17 protein-coding genes and 1 pseudogene are annotated in these 15,260 nt (G+C 65.9%); 4 read left to right on the top strand and 14 right to left on the bottom strand.

Annotation, left to right across the window (positions count from 1 at the left end):
* The 4 genes from E1286_RS07035 to E1286_RS07020 all read right to left on the bottom strand — a co-directional run bounded on the left by E1286_RS07035 (position 1) and on the right by E1286_RS07020 (position 2,544).
* Positions 1–627 carry a TetR/AcrR family transcriptional regulator gene (locus tag E1286_RS07035; protein WP_132609907.1) on the bottom strand — a complete coding sequence of 209 codons (627 nt, stop codon included), beginning with the start codon at positions 625–627 and terminating at the stop codon, positions 1–3.
* A gap of 26 nt (positions 628–653) precedes the next feature.
* Positions 654–1,151, bottom strand: coding sequence for a hypothetical protein (locus E1286_RS07030; protein WP_132609905.1), 498 nt, complete (start codon positions 1,149–1,151; stop codon positions 654–656).
* Between the two features lie 86 nt (positions 1,152–1,237).
* Entirely contained in the window at positions 1,238–1,759 is a 522-nt protein-coding gene (locus E1286_RS51670; RefSeq protein ID WP_223189651.1) for a DsbA family protein, read from the bottom strand.
* A 386-nt stretch (positions 1,760–2,145) separates the two neighbouring features.
* A complete protein-coding gene (locus tag E1286_RS07020) occupies positions 2,146–2,544 on the bottom strand; it encodes a DUF417 family protein (protein WP_165969620.1) in 399 nt (132 codons plus the stop codon).
* A gap of 722 nt (positions 2,545–3,266) precedes the next feature.
* Here E1286_RS07020 and ctaD point away from each other — a divergent pair.
* Positions 3,267–4,910, top strand: coding sequence for an aa3-type cytochrome oxidase subunit I (gene ctaD / locus E1286_RS07015; protein ID WP_425464742.1), 1,644 nt, complete (start codon positions 3,267–3,269; stop codon positions 4,908–4,910).
* Positions 4,911–5,052: 142 nt separating this feature from the next.
* Here ctaD and E1286_RS07010 read toward each other — a convergent pair whose 3' ends face one another.
* The 8 genes and pseudogenes from E1286_RS07010 to E1286_RS51910 all read right to left on the bottom strand — a co-directional run.
* Entirely contained in the window at positions 5,053–5,331 is a 279-nt protein-coding gene (locus tag E1286_RS07010) for a DUF6510 family protein (protein WP_132609901.1), read from the bottom strand.
* Positions 5,328–5,738, bottom strand: a complete 411-nt coding sequence (locus tag E1286_RS49960) for a ferredoxin reductase domain-containing protein (RefSeq protein ID WP_246074534.1) — start codon at positions 5,736–5,738, stop codon at positions 5,328–5,330. The genes E1286_RS07010 and E1286_RS49960 overlap by 4 nt, the downstream gene beginning before the upstream one ends.
* A gap of 21 nt (positions 5,739–5,759) precedes the next feature.
* The gene (locus E1286_RS49955) at positions 5,760–6,092 is read right to left on the bottom strand and encodes an FAD-binding oxidoreductase (RefSeq protein ID WP_246074533.1); all 333 of its coding nucleotides are present in this window, start codon (positions 6,090–6,092) and stop codon (positions 5,760–5,762) included.
* Positions 6,062–6,661 (bottom strand): sulfite oxidase-like oxidoreductase, encoded by a 600-nt coding sequence (locus tag E1286_RS07000; protein ID WP_132609899.1) that lies wholly within the window; start codon positions 6,659–6,661, stop codon positions 6,062–6,064. Before E1286_RS07000 ends, E1286_RS49955 begins: the two co-directional genes overlap by 31 nt.
* A 250-nt stretch (positions 6,662–6,911) precedes the next feature.
* Complete coding sequence (gene tal, locus E1286_RS06995) at positions 6,912–8,015, bottom strand: transaldolase (protein ID WP_132609897.1); 1,104 nt, start codon at positions 8,013–8,015, stop codon at positions 6,912–6,914.
* 254 nt (positions 8,016–8,269) lie between these two features.
* On the bottom strand, positions 8,270–8,788 hold the full coding sequence (msrA, locus tag E1286_RS06990; RefSeq protein WP_132609895.1) for a peptide-methionine (S)-S-oxide reductase MsrA: 519 nt from the start codon (positions 8,786–8,788) through the stop codon (positions 8,270–8,272).
* Positions 8,789–8,790: 2 nt separating this feature from the next.
* Complete coding sequence (gene msrB, locus E1286_RS06985; RefSeq protein WP_132609893.1) at positions 8,791–9,252, bottom strand: peptide-methionine (R)-S-oxide reductase MsrB; 462 nt, start codon at positions 9,250–9,252, stop codon at positions 8,791–8,793.
* 234 nt (positions 9,253–9,486) lie between these two features.
* Positions 9,487–9,624: pseudogene (locus tag E1286_RS51910) on the bottom strand (IS982 family transposase); the annotation flags it as partial.
* A 683-nt stretch (positions 9,625–10,307) separates the two neighbouring features.
* Between E1286_RS51910 and msrB (E1286_RS06980) the strand changes: the two are divergent.
* Positions 10,308–10,787 carry a peptide-methionine (R)-S-oxide reductase MsrB gene (gene msrB, locus E1286_RS06980; RefSeq protein WP_132609891.1) on the top strand — a complete coding sequence of 160 codons (480 nt, stop codon included), beginning with the start codon at positions 10,308–10,310 and terminating at the stop codon, positions 10,785–10,787.
* On the top strand, positions 10,784–11,338 hold the full coding sequence (msrA, locus tag E1286_RS06975) for a peptide-methionine (S)-S-oxide reductase MsrA (RefSeq protein WP_132609889.1): 555 nt from the start codon (positions 10,784–10,786) through the stop codon (positions 11,336–11,338). The genes msrB (E1286_RS06980) and msrA (E1286_RS06975) overlap by 4 nt, the downstream gene beginning before the upstream one ends.
* Positions 11,339–11,894: 556 nt before the next feature.
* Here msrA (E1286_RS06975) and E1286_RS06970 read toward each other — a convergent pair.
* A complete protein-coding gene (locus E1286_RS06970; protein ID WP_165969618.1) occupies positions 11,895–12,320 on the bottom strand; it encodes a GNAT family N-acetyltransferase in 426 nt (141 codons plus the stop codon).
* Between the two features lie 64 nt (positions 12,321–12,384).
* Complete coding sequence (locus E1286_RS06965; RefSeq protein ID WP_132609885.1) at positions 12,385–13,302, bottom strand: NADP-dependent oxidoreductase; 918 nt, start codon at positions 13,300–13,302, stop codon at positions 12,385–12,387.
* Between the two features lie 416 nt (positions 13,303–13,718).
* Between E1286_RS06965 and lpdA the strand changes: the two genes are divergently transcribed.
* Positions 13,719–15,113, top strand: coding sequence for a dihydrolipoyl dehydrogenase (gene lpdA / locus E1286_RS06960; protein ID WP_132609883.1), 1,395 nt, complete (start codon positions 13,719–13,721; stop codon positions 15,111–15,113).
* Positions 15,114–15,260 lie beyond the last annotated feature (147 nt).

Here is a 15,260-nt window from a genome sequence, read left to right as displayed (position 1 = left end):
TCAACCGGCAGACAGGCTCTCGATGTGCGCGAGTGCCATGTCAACCGAGGTTGCCATCGGTGTGACATCGCGCGCAGTCTGGGCCAGCATGTACCCGCCCTGGAGGGCTGCCATGAGCCCCGTTGCCAGTTGGTCGACCGACGCCTCGGGCGCAAGCACACCACTGTCTTGAAGCCTGCGCAACACGCCTGCCAGCAGTCCCTGCCATTCGGTGAACAGGTTGGACAGGGCTTGGCGCGCGAGAGTGTCATGATCGGTGACCTCGGAGGCCAGCGAGCCGAGTGCACAGCCGTAGGCGCCATGCCGAAGGGCGTTGTTCTGGACCAAGGAATCCCGCCAGCGTCGCAGGCCTGCGATCGTCGAGACGTGGCCGAGGGCATCGCGCTCACGCTCGATGACGCGTTCTCCCACGTGGTCGATGACGGCCCGTACGAGTGCGTCCTTGCCGTCGAAATGGTGGTACAACTGCGACTTGCTCACTCCGCTCGCCGCGAGCACGTCGTCGAGCGTGGTATCCCCGACTCCCTGGACGTACATCAGCTCGGCTGCTGCGGCGACGATCCTTGCCCGCGTCTTTGCGCCGCGCGCCGTCAGGCGTCTGCCAGTCTGCGAGTCAGCGGTCGTCATCACACATTCATGTTACTGATATCGGGCTACTCGTTCCTCGTCCTTGTGGGGCCGTCATCCTCGGTTGCCGCAAAGGGCGCGAGCGCGAAGTCGAGCGCGGCGTTGAGAGGCCAAGGGTCTCGTGCGATCTGACTCAGGGTGCTGCCTCCATGAAGCGCCGCAAGAATCAGCACAGCAGCCTTCTGGGCGTCGATATCGGCCCTCGGAGTCTGCGCGGAAGAGCAGAGTGCGTTCCCTGTGGCGCCGGACTTCAGCAACCGTTCCAAAGTCTCGGCGATGAGCTCGCGCCAGCGATCGAGCAAGTCGGCTCGCTCAGGCACATCACCCGATTGTCGCAGTGCCAACGCGTACGGTGATCGCGGGGTCATGAGCTCCTTGACGACGCGGCGACGCCAGTTGGCCAGCATCACCCCGTCGGTGACTTCAGCCAGAGAAGCGCTTTCGCGGGCCAAGACCTCCGCGAAGCATGTCCTCATCGATCCCTCCCGGCCAGTCGAACCGCTCACGTATTCTGCCACGGTCATGGGACTATTTAGTCCGTTAGACAGGTTCCATGTGCCCGCCTAGGCAGCAGGTAGGCAGGTTGCGGGCCCGACATAATATGGACTTTTTAGTTCAAAATTTGCCTCAGTCCGCTACGCGCAGATGACTGCACGCAAGCGTTGTCCGGTGAGTCGCGATCCACGAAAGCGGCAGGCGAATCACCTGCCCGGTCGTGGGTGGCCGTAGATCGTGGGGCCACTACGGCATCCGTTGTCTCGGCGACCGGTGGGTCGGTCGCGGTCGTCAGCGCTCGTAGCAGCGATTGCGCGTCGGACGGGTCGACGCGCCTCCAGCCGTTGATGGGGAGCGTAGGAACGGCGGTGATATTCAAGGGCTCGGCGTCGAGCATGTCGTCATGCACCCGGCCGGTGACCTCGGCCGAGATGAGTTCCTTCTCGAACTGATCGAGGTCCAGGCCCAGGTCGTGGGCGATCCGGATGACCTCGCGCCACCCGAGTTGGTGCAGCCGGCGAACAGCGGAGTCGCGAACAGGGAAGAGCATGATCGTGCCGTGTGTGGTGAACAGCTGGTTCGTCACGGACTGCAGTCCGGGCCGGGCGAATTCGGCCCGCATCACCAGCGCGAACATGCCGCCGATCAGAAAAAGGACCACTGACGTGATCAGGTAAAGGTCCTGATCACCCTTGTGGCCGGTCGTGGTCAGCCAGGCGACCAGGACACGGCCTGCTGGACGTGTGGTCGCCCTTCCTCCCTCGCCGGCGGGGATCCAGGGCCGACCGGTCGCTCATCATCGTCCCTTTCTCGGGCTGCCGTGCCCGTGGTGGGTGCGGCCACCGCGGGGACCCGACCCCGCCTGCCCCAATGACGGGCACGGGGAAGTTTCAGGCTCGCCGCCCAGTCGAAGTGGGCGGTGCCGCCTGATGGCCTCTGTGGCCAGCGAGGTGCTGATGATCAGCCGTGTGCCGCCGCTGGGCAGGGCGACGGTCGATCCCGGCGTCGGCGTGCCGCGGGGCGTCAGAGCTGTCGGATATTCCGCAGAGATTCCGCGACTGTGAAGAGTGCCGCTCCCAGCAGCACGATGTCCTTGATCAGAAACTGTCCGGCGGGGGACAGCTTGGGTTCCGTTCGGCGTTGGTGCCATGCTTCCGGTGTGGTGGCCAGGAAGCTCAACGTGGTGGCGAACATCCCCGTAGCGGCAAGGCTACCGAGCGCGGAGGCTTTGGGAGCCAGCGGTCGGGCAGCGATCAGCGCACCGATCAGGATTTCGCTGACGCCGATGAACCTGGCGAGCCTTCGTTCACCGTATCTTCGAGCCAGACGGCTGAACGGAGGGCTGGCAACGAGCAGTGGACGGATGTTGTCCACCTCGTAGTCCTCGAACTTGAGCCGCCCGATCAGCAGCAGGTTGAGCACCAGCCCGTATCTCAGTGTCACAGCGGCCGCGCATTGGATGCGGTCGGCTGTGGCGCGACATGTTCCCATGCTGCGATCCCCTCTCGCAGTTGGTGACGTTTTCCGCGCTTCGCTCTGCCTCGTTGTCTTCGCACGATCGCGGGTCGGAATCCCGCAAAGCCGATTCCCCGCCTTCTCTTCTCCTGAAAAGGCGTAGACGCTTGTCGTTCTGCGAAACGAAACGGTCGTCCGCCGAACGTATCATCCACGGCGCACCTGTAGCTCTAGTGTGGGATACGGGAGCTTCGACCGTTGGCAAAATGTCTGCGTGTGCGTGTCGTCGGCGGTTCCCGAAGTCGGCCCCAGCCCCATCGGCTCAGGCGTCATTACCTGGGGCGCAAATTCTGTCTCAGAATCAGCCTGAAATCGAGGTGCTCGCGCAGGACGAGAGATGGAACGGCTTGCTCCTGAGCTGCCTGACCGCCGGCGGGAGGAACTCAAGAGATTCCCGGATGGCAATCACATGACCGATCCTTGGGCGTGCCATTACGGACGAACTTCACCCTCGGCCAGGCATTCATGGTTCATGAGCGGCCGGCGCCGTACGGGACTTGTGAAGGAACCGGCACACCCGGATCGGTTGGCGACACAGTGGGCGGGGAAAACCGGCTGAGATCCCCTTAGCGTGTCCAGTGGCAGGAGATATGTATATGGCTAGGACCGAGCCTCGTCGGGATCGGCCTATGCCTGTGCCACGCGGGCAGAGCGGCGCCGGACGAATGGTCGTTTCCTGGTTGACCACGACCGACCACAAAGTGATCGGTTACCTCTACCTCGCCACGTCGTTCAGTTTCTTTCTATTCGCCGGCCTGCTTGCGATGGTGATAAGGGCAGAGCTGTACGGACCGGGGTTGCAGTTCGTCACGCGCGAGCAGTACAACCAGTTGTTCAGCATCCATGGCACCATCATGCTTCTGCTGTTCGCGACCCCGCTGTTCGCCGGGTTCGCGAACGTGATCATGCCGCTGCAGATCGGCGCGCCCGACGTGGCCTTCCCGCGCCTCAACGCGGCCAGCTATTGGATGTTCTTGCTCGGCGGGCTGATGGTGGTCAGCGGCTTCTTCGCGGATGGCGGCGCGGCGTCCTTCGGCTGGGTCGCCTACACGCCGCTGTCGACCGCCACCTTCACCCCGGGAATCGGGGCCGATCTGTGGATCATGGGGCTCGTGCTGTCCGGCCTGGGCACGATCCTCACGTCGGTCAACTTCATCACCACCATCACCTGCATGCGGGCGCCCGGCATGACGATGTTCCGGATGCCGATCTTCACCTGGAACACCCTGCTCACGGCGTTGATGGCGCTCCTGGCGTTTCCCACGCTCGCCGCCGCGTTGCTGGCACTGGAGATCGACCGTAAGTTCGGCACGCACGTCTACGACCCGGAGACCGGCGGAGCCATGCTGTGGCAGCACCTGTTCTGGTTCTTCGGCCACCCGGAGGTGTACATCATCGCGGTTCCGTTCTTCGGCATCATCTCCGAGGTCATCCCCGTCTTCAGCCGCAAACCGATCTTCGGCTACATCGGCCTGGTGGCGGCGACCATCTCGATCGCCGGGCTGTCCATGACCGTGTGGGCGCACCACATGTTCGTCACGGGCCAGGTGCTGTTGCCGTTCTTCTCGATGACGAGCTTTCTCATCGCCGTGCCCACTGGTGTGAAGTTCTTCAACTGGATCGGCACCATGTGGCGCGGCCACCTGTCGTTCGAGTCGCCCATGCTGTTCTGCATCGGCTTCCTGGTCACGTTCCTCATCGGTGGCCTGACCGGCGTTATTCTGGCCTCGCCGCCGCTCGACTTCCACGTCAGCGACACCTACTTCGTGGTGGCCCATATCCACTACGTCGTCTTCGGCACGGTGGTCTTCGCGATGTTCGCCGGGTTCTACTTCTGGTGGCCGAAGATGACCGGCAAGATGCTCAACGACCGGCTCGGCAAGCTGCACTTCTGGCCGCTGTTCATCGGCTTCGAGGCGACGTTCCTGGTGCAGTTCTGGCTCGGGGCGATCGGGTTCCCACGCCGCTATGCTGACTACGGCTCGGCCGACGGGTTCACCGACCTGAACATGATCTCCTCGGTCGGCTCGTTCTTGCTGGGCGCCTCCACGCTGGTGTTCCTCTTCAACATCTGGCGCACGTCCCGGGTGGCGGCCAAGGTGACGGTCGACGACCCTTGGGAGTTCGGCAACTCGCTGGAGTGGGCCACGTCCTGCCCGCCGCCGCGGCACAATTTCTCTTCGCTGCCCCGGATCAGGTCCGAGCGGCCCGCCTTCGACATGAAATATCCACACCTGCAGCCAGGACATGAAGCCGGCAGCACTGACGCCTGACCTTACGCAGGCGGATGCACACCACCCACTCGAAGCCGGGCCGCTCCGCGGCCCATGAAGGCCATCGGGATCGACGCCTCAACCACCCCATGCGCCGTCGGCCGGATCCTCGCACATCACATCCACTCCCATCGCGCACATCTCAACGCCCCTCAGGCATGCGGATGGCGAGACAGGTGCTGCCGCGCAGGTCGAGCCAGGCCCGGCCGGGCCCGCGGACCAGGCGGAACACGACCTCTCCGCAGGCCGGGCAGCGGCCCACCAGACCGGGGGCCCGCGCGTAAAGAAGCGCCTCCGCGAAGGTGAAGCTGTGCGCGCAGGTGGCACACAAGGTGCCGGCCGCGGTGAGGTCGACGCTGAAGAGCTCGCGCAGCGCCCCGCCCGCCGCGTTGGCGTCGAGGTGGTCGTCGTTGGTGCTCATTGGCTTCCTCCCGTGGGGCCAAATCGTTCGGTGCGGATCAAGGCCGGGTCGTAGCAGGCGGCGACCAGCAAGCCGGCGGCGCTCTCCACGAAGCCGGTAGGGCCGCAGACGAAGGTCAGCGGCATGCTTTCCGGCGGCCAGGTGACGGCGCGGACCAGGGCCGCGTCCACCTGCCCCGGAGGACGCTCGTGCCCTTCCGGAGCCCGCCGGGTGCAGGCGTAGGCACTCTCCAGGCCGGTGCCGTCCGTGGCGCGTTCCCCCAGTTCCCCGGCATACAGCAGAGCTCCAGGCTCGCGCACGGAGTACAGCAGCCGAAACGGCGCGATGCCGGGATCGGGCCCTGCGGCCCGGGCGCGGATCATGGCCATCAGCGGCACCAGACCCGAGCCGCCCGCGATGAGCTGCACCGGTGTGGGCAGGCCCGGCCGTCACAGGAACCACTCGCCAGTCGGCCCGCGCAGCTCCAGCGGGTCGCCCACCTCCAAAACCCCGGGTGAGGTAGCGAGACTTCTCTGCCGGGGGATCTCCTCCACGGTGAGCTCGCCCCGTTCACCGTCGGCGGCCGACGCGATCGAGTAGGAACGCTGGGTCGAGTAGCCATCGGAGGCCGTGAGCCGCAGGTCGACGTGCTGACCGGCGAGGTGGCCGGGCCAGCCGGGCACGCGGAGCACGATGGTGCGTGCGGTCGGGCTCTCCTCGCGGCGGGCCGTCACCGTGGCGACCCGCCAGGTCAGTCGCCCCAGTATCGCTGCTCGCGCCATGGGTCTCCGTAGTTGTGGTAGCCGACGCCCTCCCAGAACCCCGGCGTGTCCTCGTTCACCAGCCGGATCCCCCGCAGCCACTTGGCGCTCTTCCACAAGTACAGGTGGGGCACCAGGAGCCGGGCCGGACCGCCGTGCTCAGCGGTGAGGTCCTCGCCGCCGTAGCTGAAGGCGATCCACGCTTGGCCGTCGAGCAGGTCCTCCAGCGGCAGGTTGGTGGTGTAGCCACCGTAGGAGTGCGCCAGGGCGTAGTCGGCGGTGGTCTCGACGTCGGCGAACAGCGTGTCGAGCGAGACCCCCTCCCACATGGTGCCCAGCTTCGACCACTTGGTGACGCAGTGCAGGTCGGTGGTGAAATGCTCGGCGGGTAGCGCGCGCAGGGCCGCCCAGTCCCAGCGGTGTTCCTCGCCGGTCTCCGTGGTGATCGTGAACTCCCACCGCTCGGTTCGCACCTGCGGCGTAGGCCCGGCCGACAGCACGGGGAAGTCCTCGGTGAGGTACTGCCCCGGCGGCAGCTTCACGTCGTCGTCACGGCGACGTCCAGAAAATCCTCGTGACACGAGGGCCATGATGCAACCTTCCGAGTGTGAGCAACGCCGGCGCCGGAACCGGTGGGCGCTTGCCCGAGCTTCCGCGTGGCATTGCAGAAATGTTGCGAATCGCGATGGTTCGACCATCGTCGAAGCGGTCAGTACAGGATTCGCTCCGCGGCAGGCCGTGCGGCCTGAAGGCCGCCGGCCTCTTTTGGTGGCCGCGCCCCTCGCCGGCAGGTCCTCACCGGCGAGTGGGTATGTCGTCGCACTGTATGAGGCCCTACCTTTACGCCTTGTTGAGCTCGGCGGACACGGTGTCGATCAGCTCGTTCCAGGACGCCGTGAACTTCTCCACGCCCTCCTCCTCGAGGACCCTTACCACGTCGTCGTAGTCGATGCCGGCCTCCTTGAGGGCCGCCATGGTGTTCCAGGCGTCCTCGTAGAAGGGGCGGACTGTGTCGCCGTTGACCGTGGCCTGCGCCGCGGCGGCGTCGAGGGTCTTCTCCGGCATGGTGTTGACGACGCCCGACGTGACCAGGTCGTCGATGTAGAGCGTCGGGGAGTAGGCGGGGTTCTTGGTCCCGGTGGAGGCCCATAGCGGGCGCTGCGGCCGCGCTCCGGCGGCACTGAGGGCCTGCCAGCGCGAGCTCGCCGTGATCTCGTTGAACGTGGCGTGCGCCAGCCGCGCGTTGGCCACGCCGGCTTTGCCGGCCAGAAGCTTGGCGGCGTCGGTGCCGATCGCCTCGAGGCGCTTGTCCACCTCGGTGTCGACCCGGCTCACGAAGAACGACCCGACCGACTCGATCCTGGACAGGTCGACGCCCTTGGCCCTGGCGGCCTCCAGGCCGGACAGCCAGGCGTCCAGGACCGCACGGTAGCGCTCCAGCGAGAAGATCAGCGTCACGTTGACGCTGATGCCCTCGGCCAGGGCGGCCGTGATCGCGGGCAGCCCCTCGACGGTCGCTGGGATCTTGATGAACAGGTTGGGCCGGTCGACCAGCCACCACAGCGCGCGGGCCTCGGCGACGGTCCGCTCGGTGTCCTTGGCCAGGCGCGGATCGACCTCGATCGACACGCGGCCGTCGACGCCGCCGGTCGCGTCGTAGACGGGGCGCAGCACGTCGCAGGCCCAGCGGATGTCGTAAGTGGTGATGGCGCGCGCGGCCTCGCCGACGCCGACGCCGCGCACCTGCAGATCGTGCAACTGGTCGTCGTAGGCGTCCCCCTCACTCAGCGCCGCGGCGAAAATGGTCGGATTGGACGTGACCCCCACCACGTTCTTGTCGCAGACCAGCGCGGCGAGATGGCCGCTGCGCAGGCGCTCCCGGCTGATGGTGTCCAGCCAGATGGAGACGCCCTGGGCGGAAAGCCTATGCAAGATCTCACTCATGATCGGTTCCGTTCCGGGTGTCAAGGCGCTGCGGGCTGGGTGCTTCCTTTCGATCTCGCACTGGCAATTCGTGGGGGATCGCTGCCGTCAGCTTCATTTCTGCTGTCGGTCCCCGGCGTGAAGTGGTGCGACGGGGTGAAGTGGCGCGAGGTTTGCTCGCTGTGCGGAGTGTGCGCGCATCTTGAGGCGTACCACTACCCGCGGAAACTGATAGCCACACACGCGACAAGGTGCACGCTTGTGGCGGTTTCACGTCAGCCGACGGCGGGGGCGTCCCCGCGGCGGAGCTTCCAGCCGGGGCGGACGAAGTGGCAGGTGTATCCGGCCGGGTAGCGCTCCAGGTAGTCCTGATGCTCGGGCTCGGCCTCCCAGAACGGCCCGGCGGCGCTTACCTCGGTGACGACCTTGCCGGGCCACTGGCCGGAGGCGTCGACGTCGGCGATGGTGTCCTCGGCGACGCGCTTCTGCTCCTGGTCGAGGTAGAAGATCGCTGAGCGGTAGCTGGTGCCGATGTCGTTGCCCTGGCGGTCGAGGGTGGTGGGGTCGTGGATCTGGAAGAAGAACTCCAGCAGGTCGCGGTAGGTGGTCCAGTCGGGGTTGTAGACGATCTCGATGGCCTCGGCGTGGGTGCCGTGGTCGCGGTAGGTCGCGTTGGGCACGTCGCCGCCGGTGTAGCCGACACGGGTGGAGATCACTCCGGGGAGCTTGCGGATCAGGTCCTGCATTCCCCAGAAGCAGCCCCCGGCGAGGATGGCCTTCTGCGTCGTGGTCATCGTCATGCTCCTTCGTCGGCGTTGTCGAACAGCCTGCGGTACTCTCCGTAGCCCTCGCGCTCGAGGTCGTCGAGAGGGACGAACCGCAGGGCGGCTGAGTTGATGCAGTAGCGCAGTCCGCCGTCCGCGGCGGGGCCGTCGTCGAAGACGTGGCCCAGGTGGCTGTCGCCGTGCTTCGACCGGACCTCGGTGCGGATCATGCCGTGGCTGGTGTCGGAGTTCTCGACCACGTTGCCGGGCTCGGCCGGCGCGGTGAAGCTGGGCCAGCCGGACAAGCTGTCGTACTTGTCGACCGAGGCGAACAGCGGCTCGCCGGACACGACGTCGACGTACAGGCCTGGCTCCTTGTGGTGCCAGAACTCGTTCTTGAACCGGGATTCCGTTCCGTTCTCCTGGGTCACCCGATACTGCTCGGCGGTGAGCTGGGCGACGGCCTCTGGGTTCTTGCGATATTGGTGCGACATCTCTGTCCCTCGGATATCGGCGCCACACTTCATGGCGCTGCTCCTCGCCATAAATGGACTATTTAGTCCTGTTAACGGGCTGAAGCGGTCATCTATTCCGCCGGGCGCACCGACGGCGAGCCCGGCTGGTCGGCTACGCGCCGGTGCAGATGTCCATCCTGAGGGGGATGTTGCTGGTCGCGATCCCTGAGGCGCATCGGCGCGCTCGTATCGGGGGACCGGAACGTGATGACCCAGGTGTTCGCCGGGACGTGGTGTGCGGTTGCGGTAGGACGGGCGCACCAGGCGTGCCCCGTGTTCGGCCAGGAAGGTGTCCAGTTCGGCGGAGACGTAGCCCTTGTCGGCGATGATCAGCAGCTGGGGCGTTCCAGCAGAGCTCGGGCGCCACTTCTGGCGCCGGCCATCTGTGCCCATAGACGCTGAGGATGGGAAACGACTCCCCGCACGGTTCGCTGCCGACCCGCTCGCGCAGGCACAGCAGCGGGACCGATCACGGCCCTGCGGAGAGCCGTAGACAAGACGTTGACCGATCATCAGCGCCGCTTGTTCGCCGCGATCGTTGTCGACGGTGTTCCGCTGGATGCGATGGTGTCTCTGTCTGGGTCGAAGCGGGGGCGATCTACAAGACCGTTTTCGATGCGCGTCGTAAGATCCGCGCTTTCCTGACCACTAACGGGTATCCAGGAGGGGAGCCGATGGCTGCCCTGCCAACTGACCAAGAGGTAGTGGCGATCTACGTCGAGCTACTCGGGCCGGAGCCGATGCCGCCGAACACTATCCGGGATCGGCATCGCACCTTGCTGCGTGCGGAACGTGCGCAGAGGGGGCGTACGGCCTTTCGGGCGCTGTGCGGGGCCATGATCTGCAGGTACGGGGCTCGGGTGATCAGAGCTACCTCATCGACGTGCCCGGCCACGTGACTTCCGAACCTGACCCGCCAATCCGAGCCTGAAATCAAAGTCACCGTGAGCTCTCAGGGCCTAGGACCAAATCGTATCTGTGCGGTGTTGTTTCCAGTGCCTGCCGCAATCACCGACGTCAGAAGAGGAGATACCGTGTCGCACGACTACCGCAAGACTCCGGAGGCGTTGAGCCGTCTCACCGACAGCCAGTTCGACGTCACTCAGAAGGACGGGACGGAGCCAGCGTTCCGCAACGAGTACTGGAACAATCACGAGCCCGGCGTCTACGTGGACGTGGTCTCCGGCCAGCCCCTGTTCTCGTCGACCGACAAGTACGACAGCGGCACTGGGTGGCCGAGCTTCACCAAGCCGATAGAGGCTGATGCCGTTCGCACAAAGACCGACGGATCACTCTGGATGACCCGCACGGAGGTGCGGTCCGCCGGGGCGGACAGTCACCTCGGGCACCTGTTCGATGACGGTCCTGCCGACGCCGGTGGCCAGCGGTACTGCATAAACTCGGCCGCATTGCGCTTCGTTTCGGTCGCCGAGCTCGAGACGCAGGGCTACGGCGAGTACCGCTCGCTGTTCGAGACCATCGACACCACCAGCACAGAGGAGCGTGCATCGTGACCAACGGGATTCATGACACCGGGCAGATCACCCGCAAACCGGGCACCGAGACGGCTGTCTTGGCCGGTGGGTGCTTCTGGGGCATGGAGGACCTCATTCGCCGGCAGCCAGGCGTGCTGGACACACGCGTCGGATACACCGGCGGCGAGAACGATCACGCAACGTACCGCAATCACCCCGGCCACGCCGAAGCGGTCGAGATCGTCTTCGACCCCGCGCAGACGACCTACCGCGACATCCTGGCGTTCTTCTTCCAGATCCACGACCCGACCACCCTGAACCGGCAGGGCAACGACATCGGTACGAGCTACCGCTCCGCGATCTTCCCGCTCACTCCCGAGCAGGAGCAGGTCGCCCGTGACACGATCGCCGATGTCGATGCGTCGGGTCTGTGGCCAGGTAAGGCCGTCACGACGATCGAGTCCCCAGGGCCATTCTGGGAGGCGGAGCCCGAGCACCAGGACTACCTGATCAGGTATCCGAACGGGTACACCTGCCATTTCCCGCGTCCAGGCTGGGTGCTCCCCAAACGCACCGCCACCACCGATTGAACGCCCGGCTGAGAGGGTGCGCGCATCTCGGCATGGGCGTGCCCTCGCCGGCACGGTTTCTCGGCCCTGAGAGGGTGTCGCTGAACTGGTACAACGATCTTCCGGGACGGAAGCGTACAGGCGCGGCCGACTCGCCCGCGCGGGTCGGCGCGAACCGGTCCGACGAGGGTGATGCTTCGGGCGACTCTACTGACCGAACTTCGCTGCTAAGCGGATCGGCGACCGCTTGGCGAAGGCTGTGCGCATCCACTCGGTCTTCTGAGGGAGATCGGAATGCGACAGAACGGCCTCGCCTGACGTGCGGCTCGGCCCAGCCGCACGTGCTCACATGAGCCAACGCGTCACTCCGGCTGCCAGTGCCGAGCGCGTAGATGGACCTTTTGCGCCTGGTCCCGCTGGTCAGCAGCCACTCTGAGGCCAACAGCGCCGGAACGTGGCCGGCACCAGCCATGGGCTCCACGCCACAGGAGGTAGAACCCGAGCACCCGCAGCGCACTCGGAGACCTTGGTGAGCTGGTCGACGGCGCCGACCACCAACGGCCCGGAGTAACCAAGGTCATCGGTGGCCTTTGGTCACTCCTGGGTGCTTGGCGTCGATGAGGTCGGCGTACTCGGGGTTGTGCTCGATGAAGGTGCGTACGACCGGGCACATGATGGTGACCGTCTTGCCTTGCGCGCGCACGTCGTCGAGGACGCGTCTGATCAGCTCGGTGGCGATGCCCTGCTTGCGGAATTCGGGGTACACCGAGGTCGCCAGCAACACCAGCCGGTCGTCGCCGGCGACACTGTATGGCAGGCCGGCGATCTCGCGGTCGCCGACGATGGCCTCGTAGATGCCGGCCTTCTCGTCATTGACGACTGCGAAGTCGAACGCGGGAGCATGGGGGTCGTCGATCATCTCGTCGATGAGTACGGCCTGGTCCTCACTGAGGCTGTCTTTCCCATCGGAGTGCTCGAAGACGTAGCGGGTTGGGTCGGTCATGGGGGTGTCCATTCGTTGATTGTTCGTTCGCCGGCCGGGGCCCGCTCGTCTTGTGCCGAGTCCTTCAGGGGCGAACACGGATGATCGTCTTTCCCCTGGTTCGCTCGGTCGGGTTGAGGGCGGCGACGGCGTCGTCGAGGGTCGCGACGGTGCCGATGTTCGTCCGCAGCCGGCCATCCCTGACCCGCTGGACGACCTCACTCAGTTGGGCGCGATCGGCCTCGACGACGAAGTCGACCGCCAGACCCTCGGCCGGCTGCGCCTCGGGCGGACCGGCGATGGTCACCAGCATTCCGCCGGTTCGGACCAGGCCCGCGGACCGTCTGGCGATGTCGGCGCCGATCACGTCGAAGACCAGATCGACTTCGCCGACGTCTTCCAGCGTGTCGTTGTCGAGGTCGACGAACTCCTGCGAGCCGAAGTCGAGGGCGGTCTGTCGGTCGGCGGCACGTCCGGTGCCGATGACGTAGGCGCCGGCCTCTTTGGCGAGCTGAGCCACCATCGAGCCGACTCCGCCGGCCGCACCATGGACGAGGACGCTCTGGCCGGCCTCGAAGCGGCCGTGCACGAACAGTCCCTGCCACGCGGTCAGGCCCGAGATCGGCAGGCTCGCGCCCACCGTGAAGTCGACGTCGCCCGGCAGCGGCGCGAGGTTGCGTGCCTCGATGGCCACGTACTCGGCCAGGGTGCCGTCGCGAGTCCAGTCTGCGAGGCCGAACACCCGTTGTCCCACCGACAGCCCCCTCGTGCCATAGCCGAGCGCGGTGACCACGCCAGCTGCCTCGTGTCCGGGGATCGAAGGCGTGCGGTCGCGGCCGAGGCGATCGGTCCAGGTTCCGGGCCACGTCAGCTCGCCGGGGGTGAATCCCGACGCATGAACCTCAACCAGCACGTCGTTTCCCGTCGCCTCCGGCTCGGGCCGCTCCGCCAGCGTCATCCCGGCCGTTCCCGCGGCCTCATCCGTCACCACAATCGCCTTCATTGGGACGCCTCTCTGTATTCAGTCGCTCGCCGAGGCGGCACTTCGGTTCTCCCGTTAAGTGCCGCCGGATGTCGGTTTCTTACCCGGCTGAGCGGAACGATCTGTGACGTGGAGTGCGGCCCCGGTGCGCTGGGTTCGAGGCCAGGCGTCGCCGCCGCTCTGACTGCCCTTCGGTGGCCCGTCTGGTGGCTTGAAGGCTCGGCGGGTGGCCAGGATCACGGCCGGTCGGATGCCGGCAAGGACGTGAGTCAGCGGCCAAGTAGGTGGGCTGGAAGGCGTCGGGCAGCGGCGATCCCCTGCGCTGCGAAACCTCGGCCACGTCGTCACCAAGCTGCCGTTCCCGATGCATCGAGAGATCGCCGTCGGAGGGCCAGTGCGACGTATGGTGCGAACGGCGGCAGTCTAGGCTTCAGCTCGTGACCTATTTCGATGTCCTTGTCCTCGGTGCCGGCCCAGGGGGATACGTCGCCGCTATCCGCGCCGCGCAGCTCGGCAAGTCGGTCGCCGTCGTGGAGGAAAAGTATTGGGGCGGTGTCTGCCTCAATGTCGGCTGCATTCCGTCCAAGGCGCTGCTGCGCAACGCGGAGATCGCCCACATCATCACCCAGGAGAAGGACACCTTCGGCATCACGGGTGATGCCACCATGGACTTCGGCGTCACGCACAGGCGCAGCCGCCGTGTCGCGGAGGCGAGCGCCAAGGGCGTGCATTACCTGATGAAGAAGAACAAGATCACTGAGATCGAAGGCTGGGGAACACTCACCGGGCCCACGTCGATCGACGTTTCCACGGACGATCAGACCTCGTCCTACACCTTCGGCAGCTTGATCATCGCCGTTGGTGCCACGGTGCGACTGGTTCCGGGGGTCACGCTCTCCGAGAACGTGGTCACCTACGAGGAGCAGATCCTCACCGACCAGCTGCCGAAGTCGATCGTCATCGGCGGTTCGGGCGCGATCGGGGTGGAGTTCGCCTACGTGCTCAAGAACTTCGGGGTCGACGTCACCATCGTGGAGTTCCTGGACCGAATGGTGCCGACCGAGGACGCCGATGTGTCCAAGGAGTTGCTTCGCGCGTACAAGAAGCTCGGCGTCAACGTGCTGCTGTCCACGACGGTCAAGGGTGTCCAGGACACCGGCTCCGGCGTGCGGGTGACGGTGGCCCCGTCCGGCGGCGGCGACGAGCGGTTGATCGAGGCTGACAAGTTCCTGGCAGCCTTTGGTTTCGCGCCGCGGACGCAGGGCTTCGGCCTGGAGGCTGCCGGCATCGCGCTCACCGACCGTGGTGCGATCGCGGTCGATGCTCGCGGTCGCACCAACGTCGAGGGCGTCTATGCGATCGGTGACTGCACCGGCAAGCTGATGCTCGCTCACACCGCCGAGGCGATGGGTGTGGTCGCCGCGGAGACGATCGCCGGCATGGAGACCATGGAGATCAACTTCGACATGATTCCGCGGGCGACGTTCTGCCGGCCGCAGATCGCCTCCTTCGGATACTCCGAGGCCCAGGCGAAGGAGAAGGGATACGACGTCAAGGTCGCGCAATTCCCCTTCTCTGCCAACGGCAAGGCCCGTGGCATGGCTGAAGGCGTCGGATTCGTCAAGGTCGTCGCAGACGCGACTCACAACGAGTTGCTCGGTGCGCACATGATCGGCCCGGAGGTCACCGAGCTGCTACCGGCGTTGACGCTGGCCCAGCAGTGGGACCTGACGGCCGACGAGGTGGCCCGCAACATCTTCGCTCACCCGACACTGTCGGAGGCGATGAAGGAAGCCGTCGAAGGCATCGCCGGCCACATGATCAACCTCTAGCCGTCTCCGCCCTGGGCAGCGCGTTTTGAGCGCCTTCTGTGCCGTGCTGTTGGTGGCGTCGTACGCCTGCATGCTCGTGTGACTGCCGGGCACCCGGGCACCCGGTCACCGGGGAGCTGGACTCGGGTGCCCGAGGCGATCCTGTTT

The sequence above is a fragment of the Nonomuraea terrae genome (assembly GCF_004348995.1).
Taxonomy (GTDB): Bacteria; Actinomycetota; Actinomycetes; order Streptosporangiales; family Streptosporangiaceae; genus Nonomuraea; species Nonomuraea terrae.
This window is presented reverse-complemented; position numbering and strand designations above follow the sequence as displayed.

Bases quoted from the DNA above. Each gene is read 5' to 3' on its own strand.
- E1286_RS07030 (WP_132609905.1), bottom strand. From the start codon at position 1,151: ATGACCGTGGCAGAATACGTGAGCGGTTCGACTGGCCGGGAGGGATCG.
- msrA (WP_132609895.1), bottom strand. From the start codon at position 8,788: ATGACCACGACGCAGAAGGCCATCCTCGCCGGGGGCTGCTTCTGGGGA.
- E1286_RS49955 (WP_246074533.1), bottom strand. From the start codon at position 6,092: ATGGCGCGAGCAGCGATACTGGGGCGACTGACCTGGCGGGTCGCCACG.
- msrB (WP_132609893.1), bottom strand. From the start codon at position 9,252: ATGTCGCACCAATATCGCAAGAACCCAGAGGCCGTCGCCCAGCTCACC.
- E1286_RS07000 (WP_132609899.1), bottom strand. From the start codon at position 6,661: ATGGCCCTCGTGTCACGAGGATTTTCTGGACGTCGCCGTGACGACGAC.
- E1286_RS07035 (WP_132609907.1), bottom strand. From the start codon at position 627: ATGACGACCGCTGACTCGCAGACTGGCAGACGCCTGACGGCGCGCGGC.
- E1286_RS07010 (WP_132609901.1), bottom strand. From the start codon at position 5,331: ATGAGCACCAACGACGACCACCTCGACGCCAACGCGGCGGGCGGGGCG.
- E1286_RS06965 (WP_132609885.1), bottom strand. From the start codon at position 13,302: ATGAAGGCGATTGTGGTGACGGATGAGGCCGCGGGAACGGCCGGGATG.
- E1286_RS06970 (WP_165969618.1), bottom strand. From the start codon at position 12,320: ATGACCGACCCAACCCGCTACGTCTTCGAGCACTCCGATGGGAAAGAC.
- ctaD (WP_425464742.1), top strand. From the start codon at position 3,267: ATGCCTGTGCCACGCGGGCAGAGCGGCGCCGGACGAATGGTCGTTTCC.
- E1286_RS51670 (WP_223189651.1), bottom strand. From the start codon at position 1,759: ATGTTCGCGCTGGTGATGCGGGCCGAATTCGCCCGGCCCGGACTGCAG.
- tal (WP_132609897.1), bottom strand. From the start codon at position 8,015: ATGAGTGAGATCTTGCATAGGCTTTCCGCCCAGGGCGTCTCCATCTGG.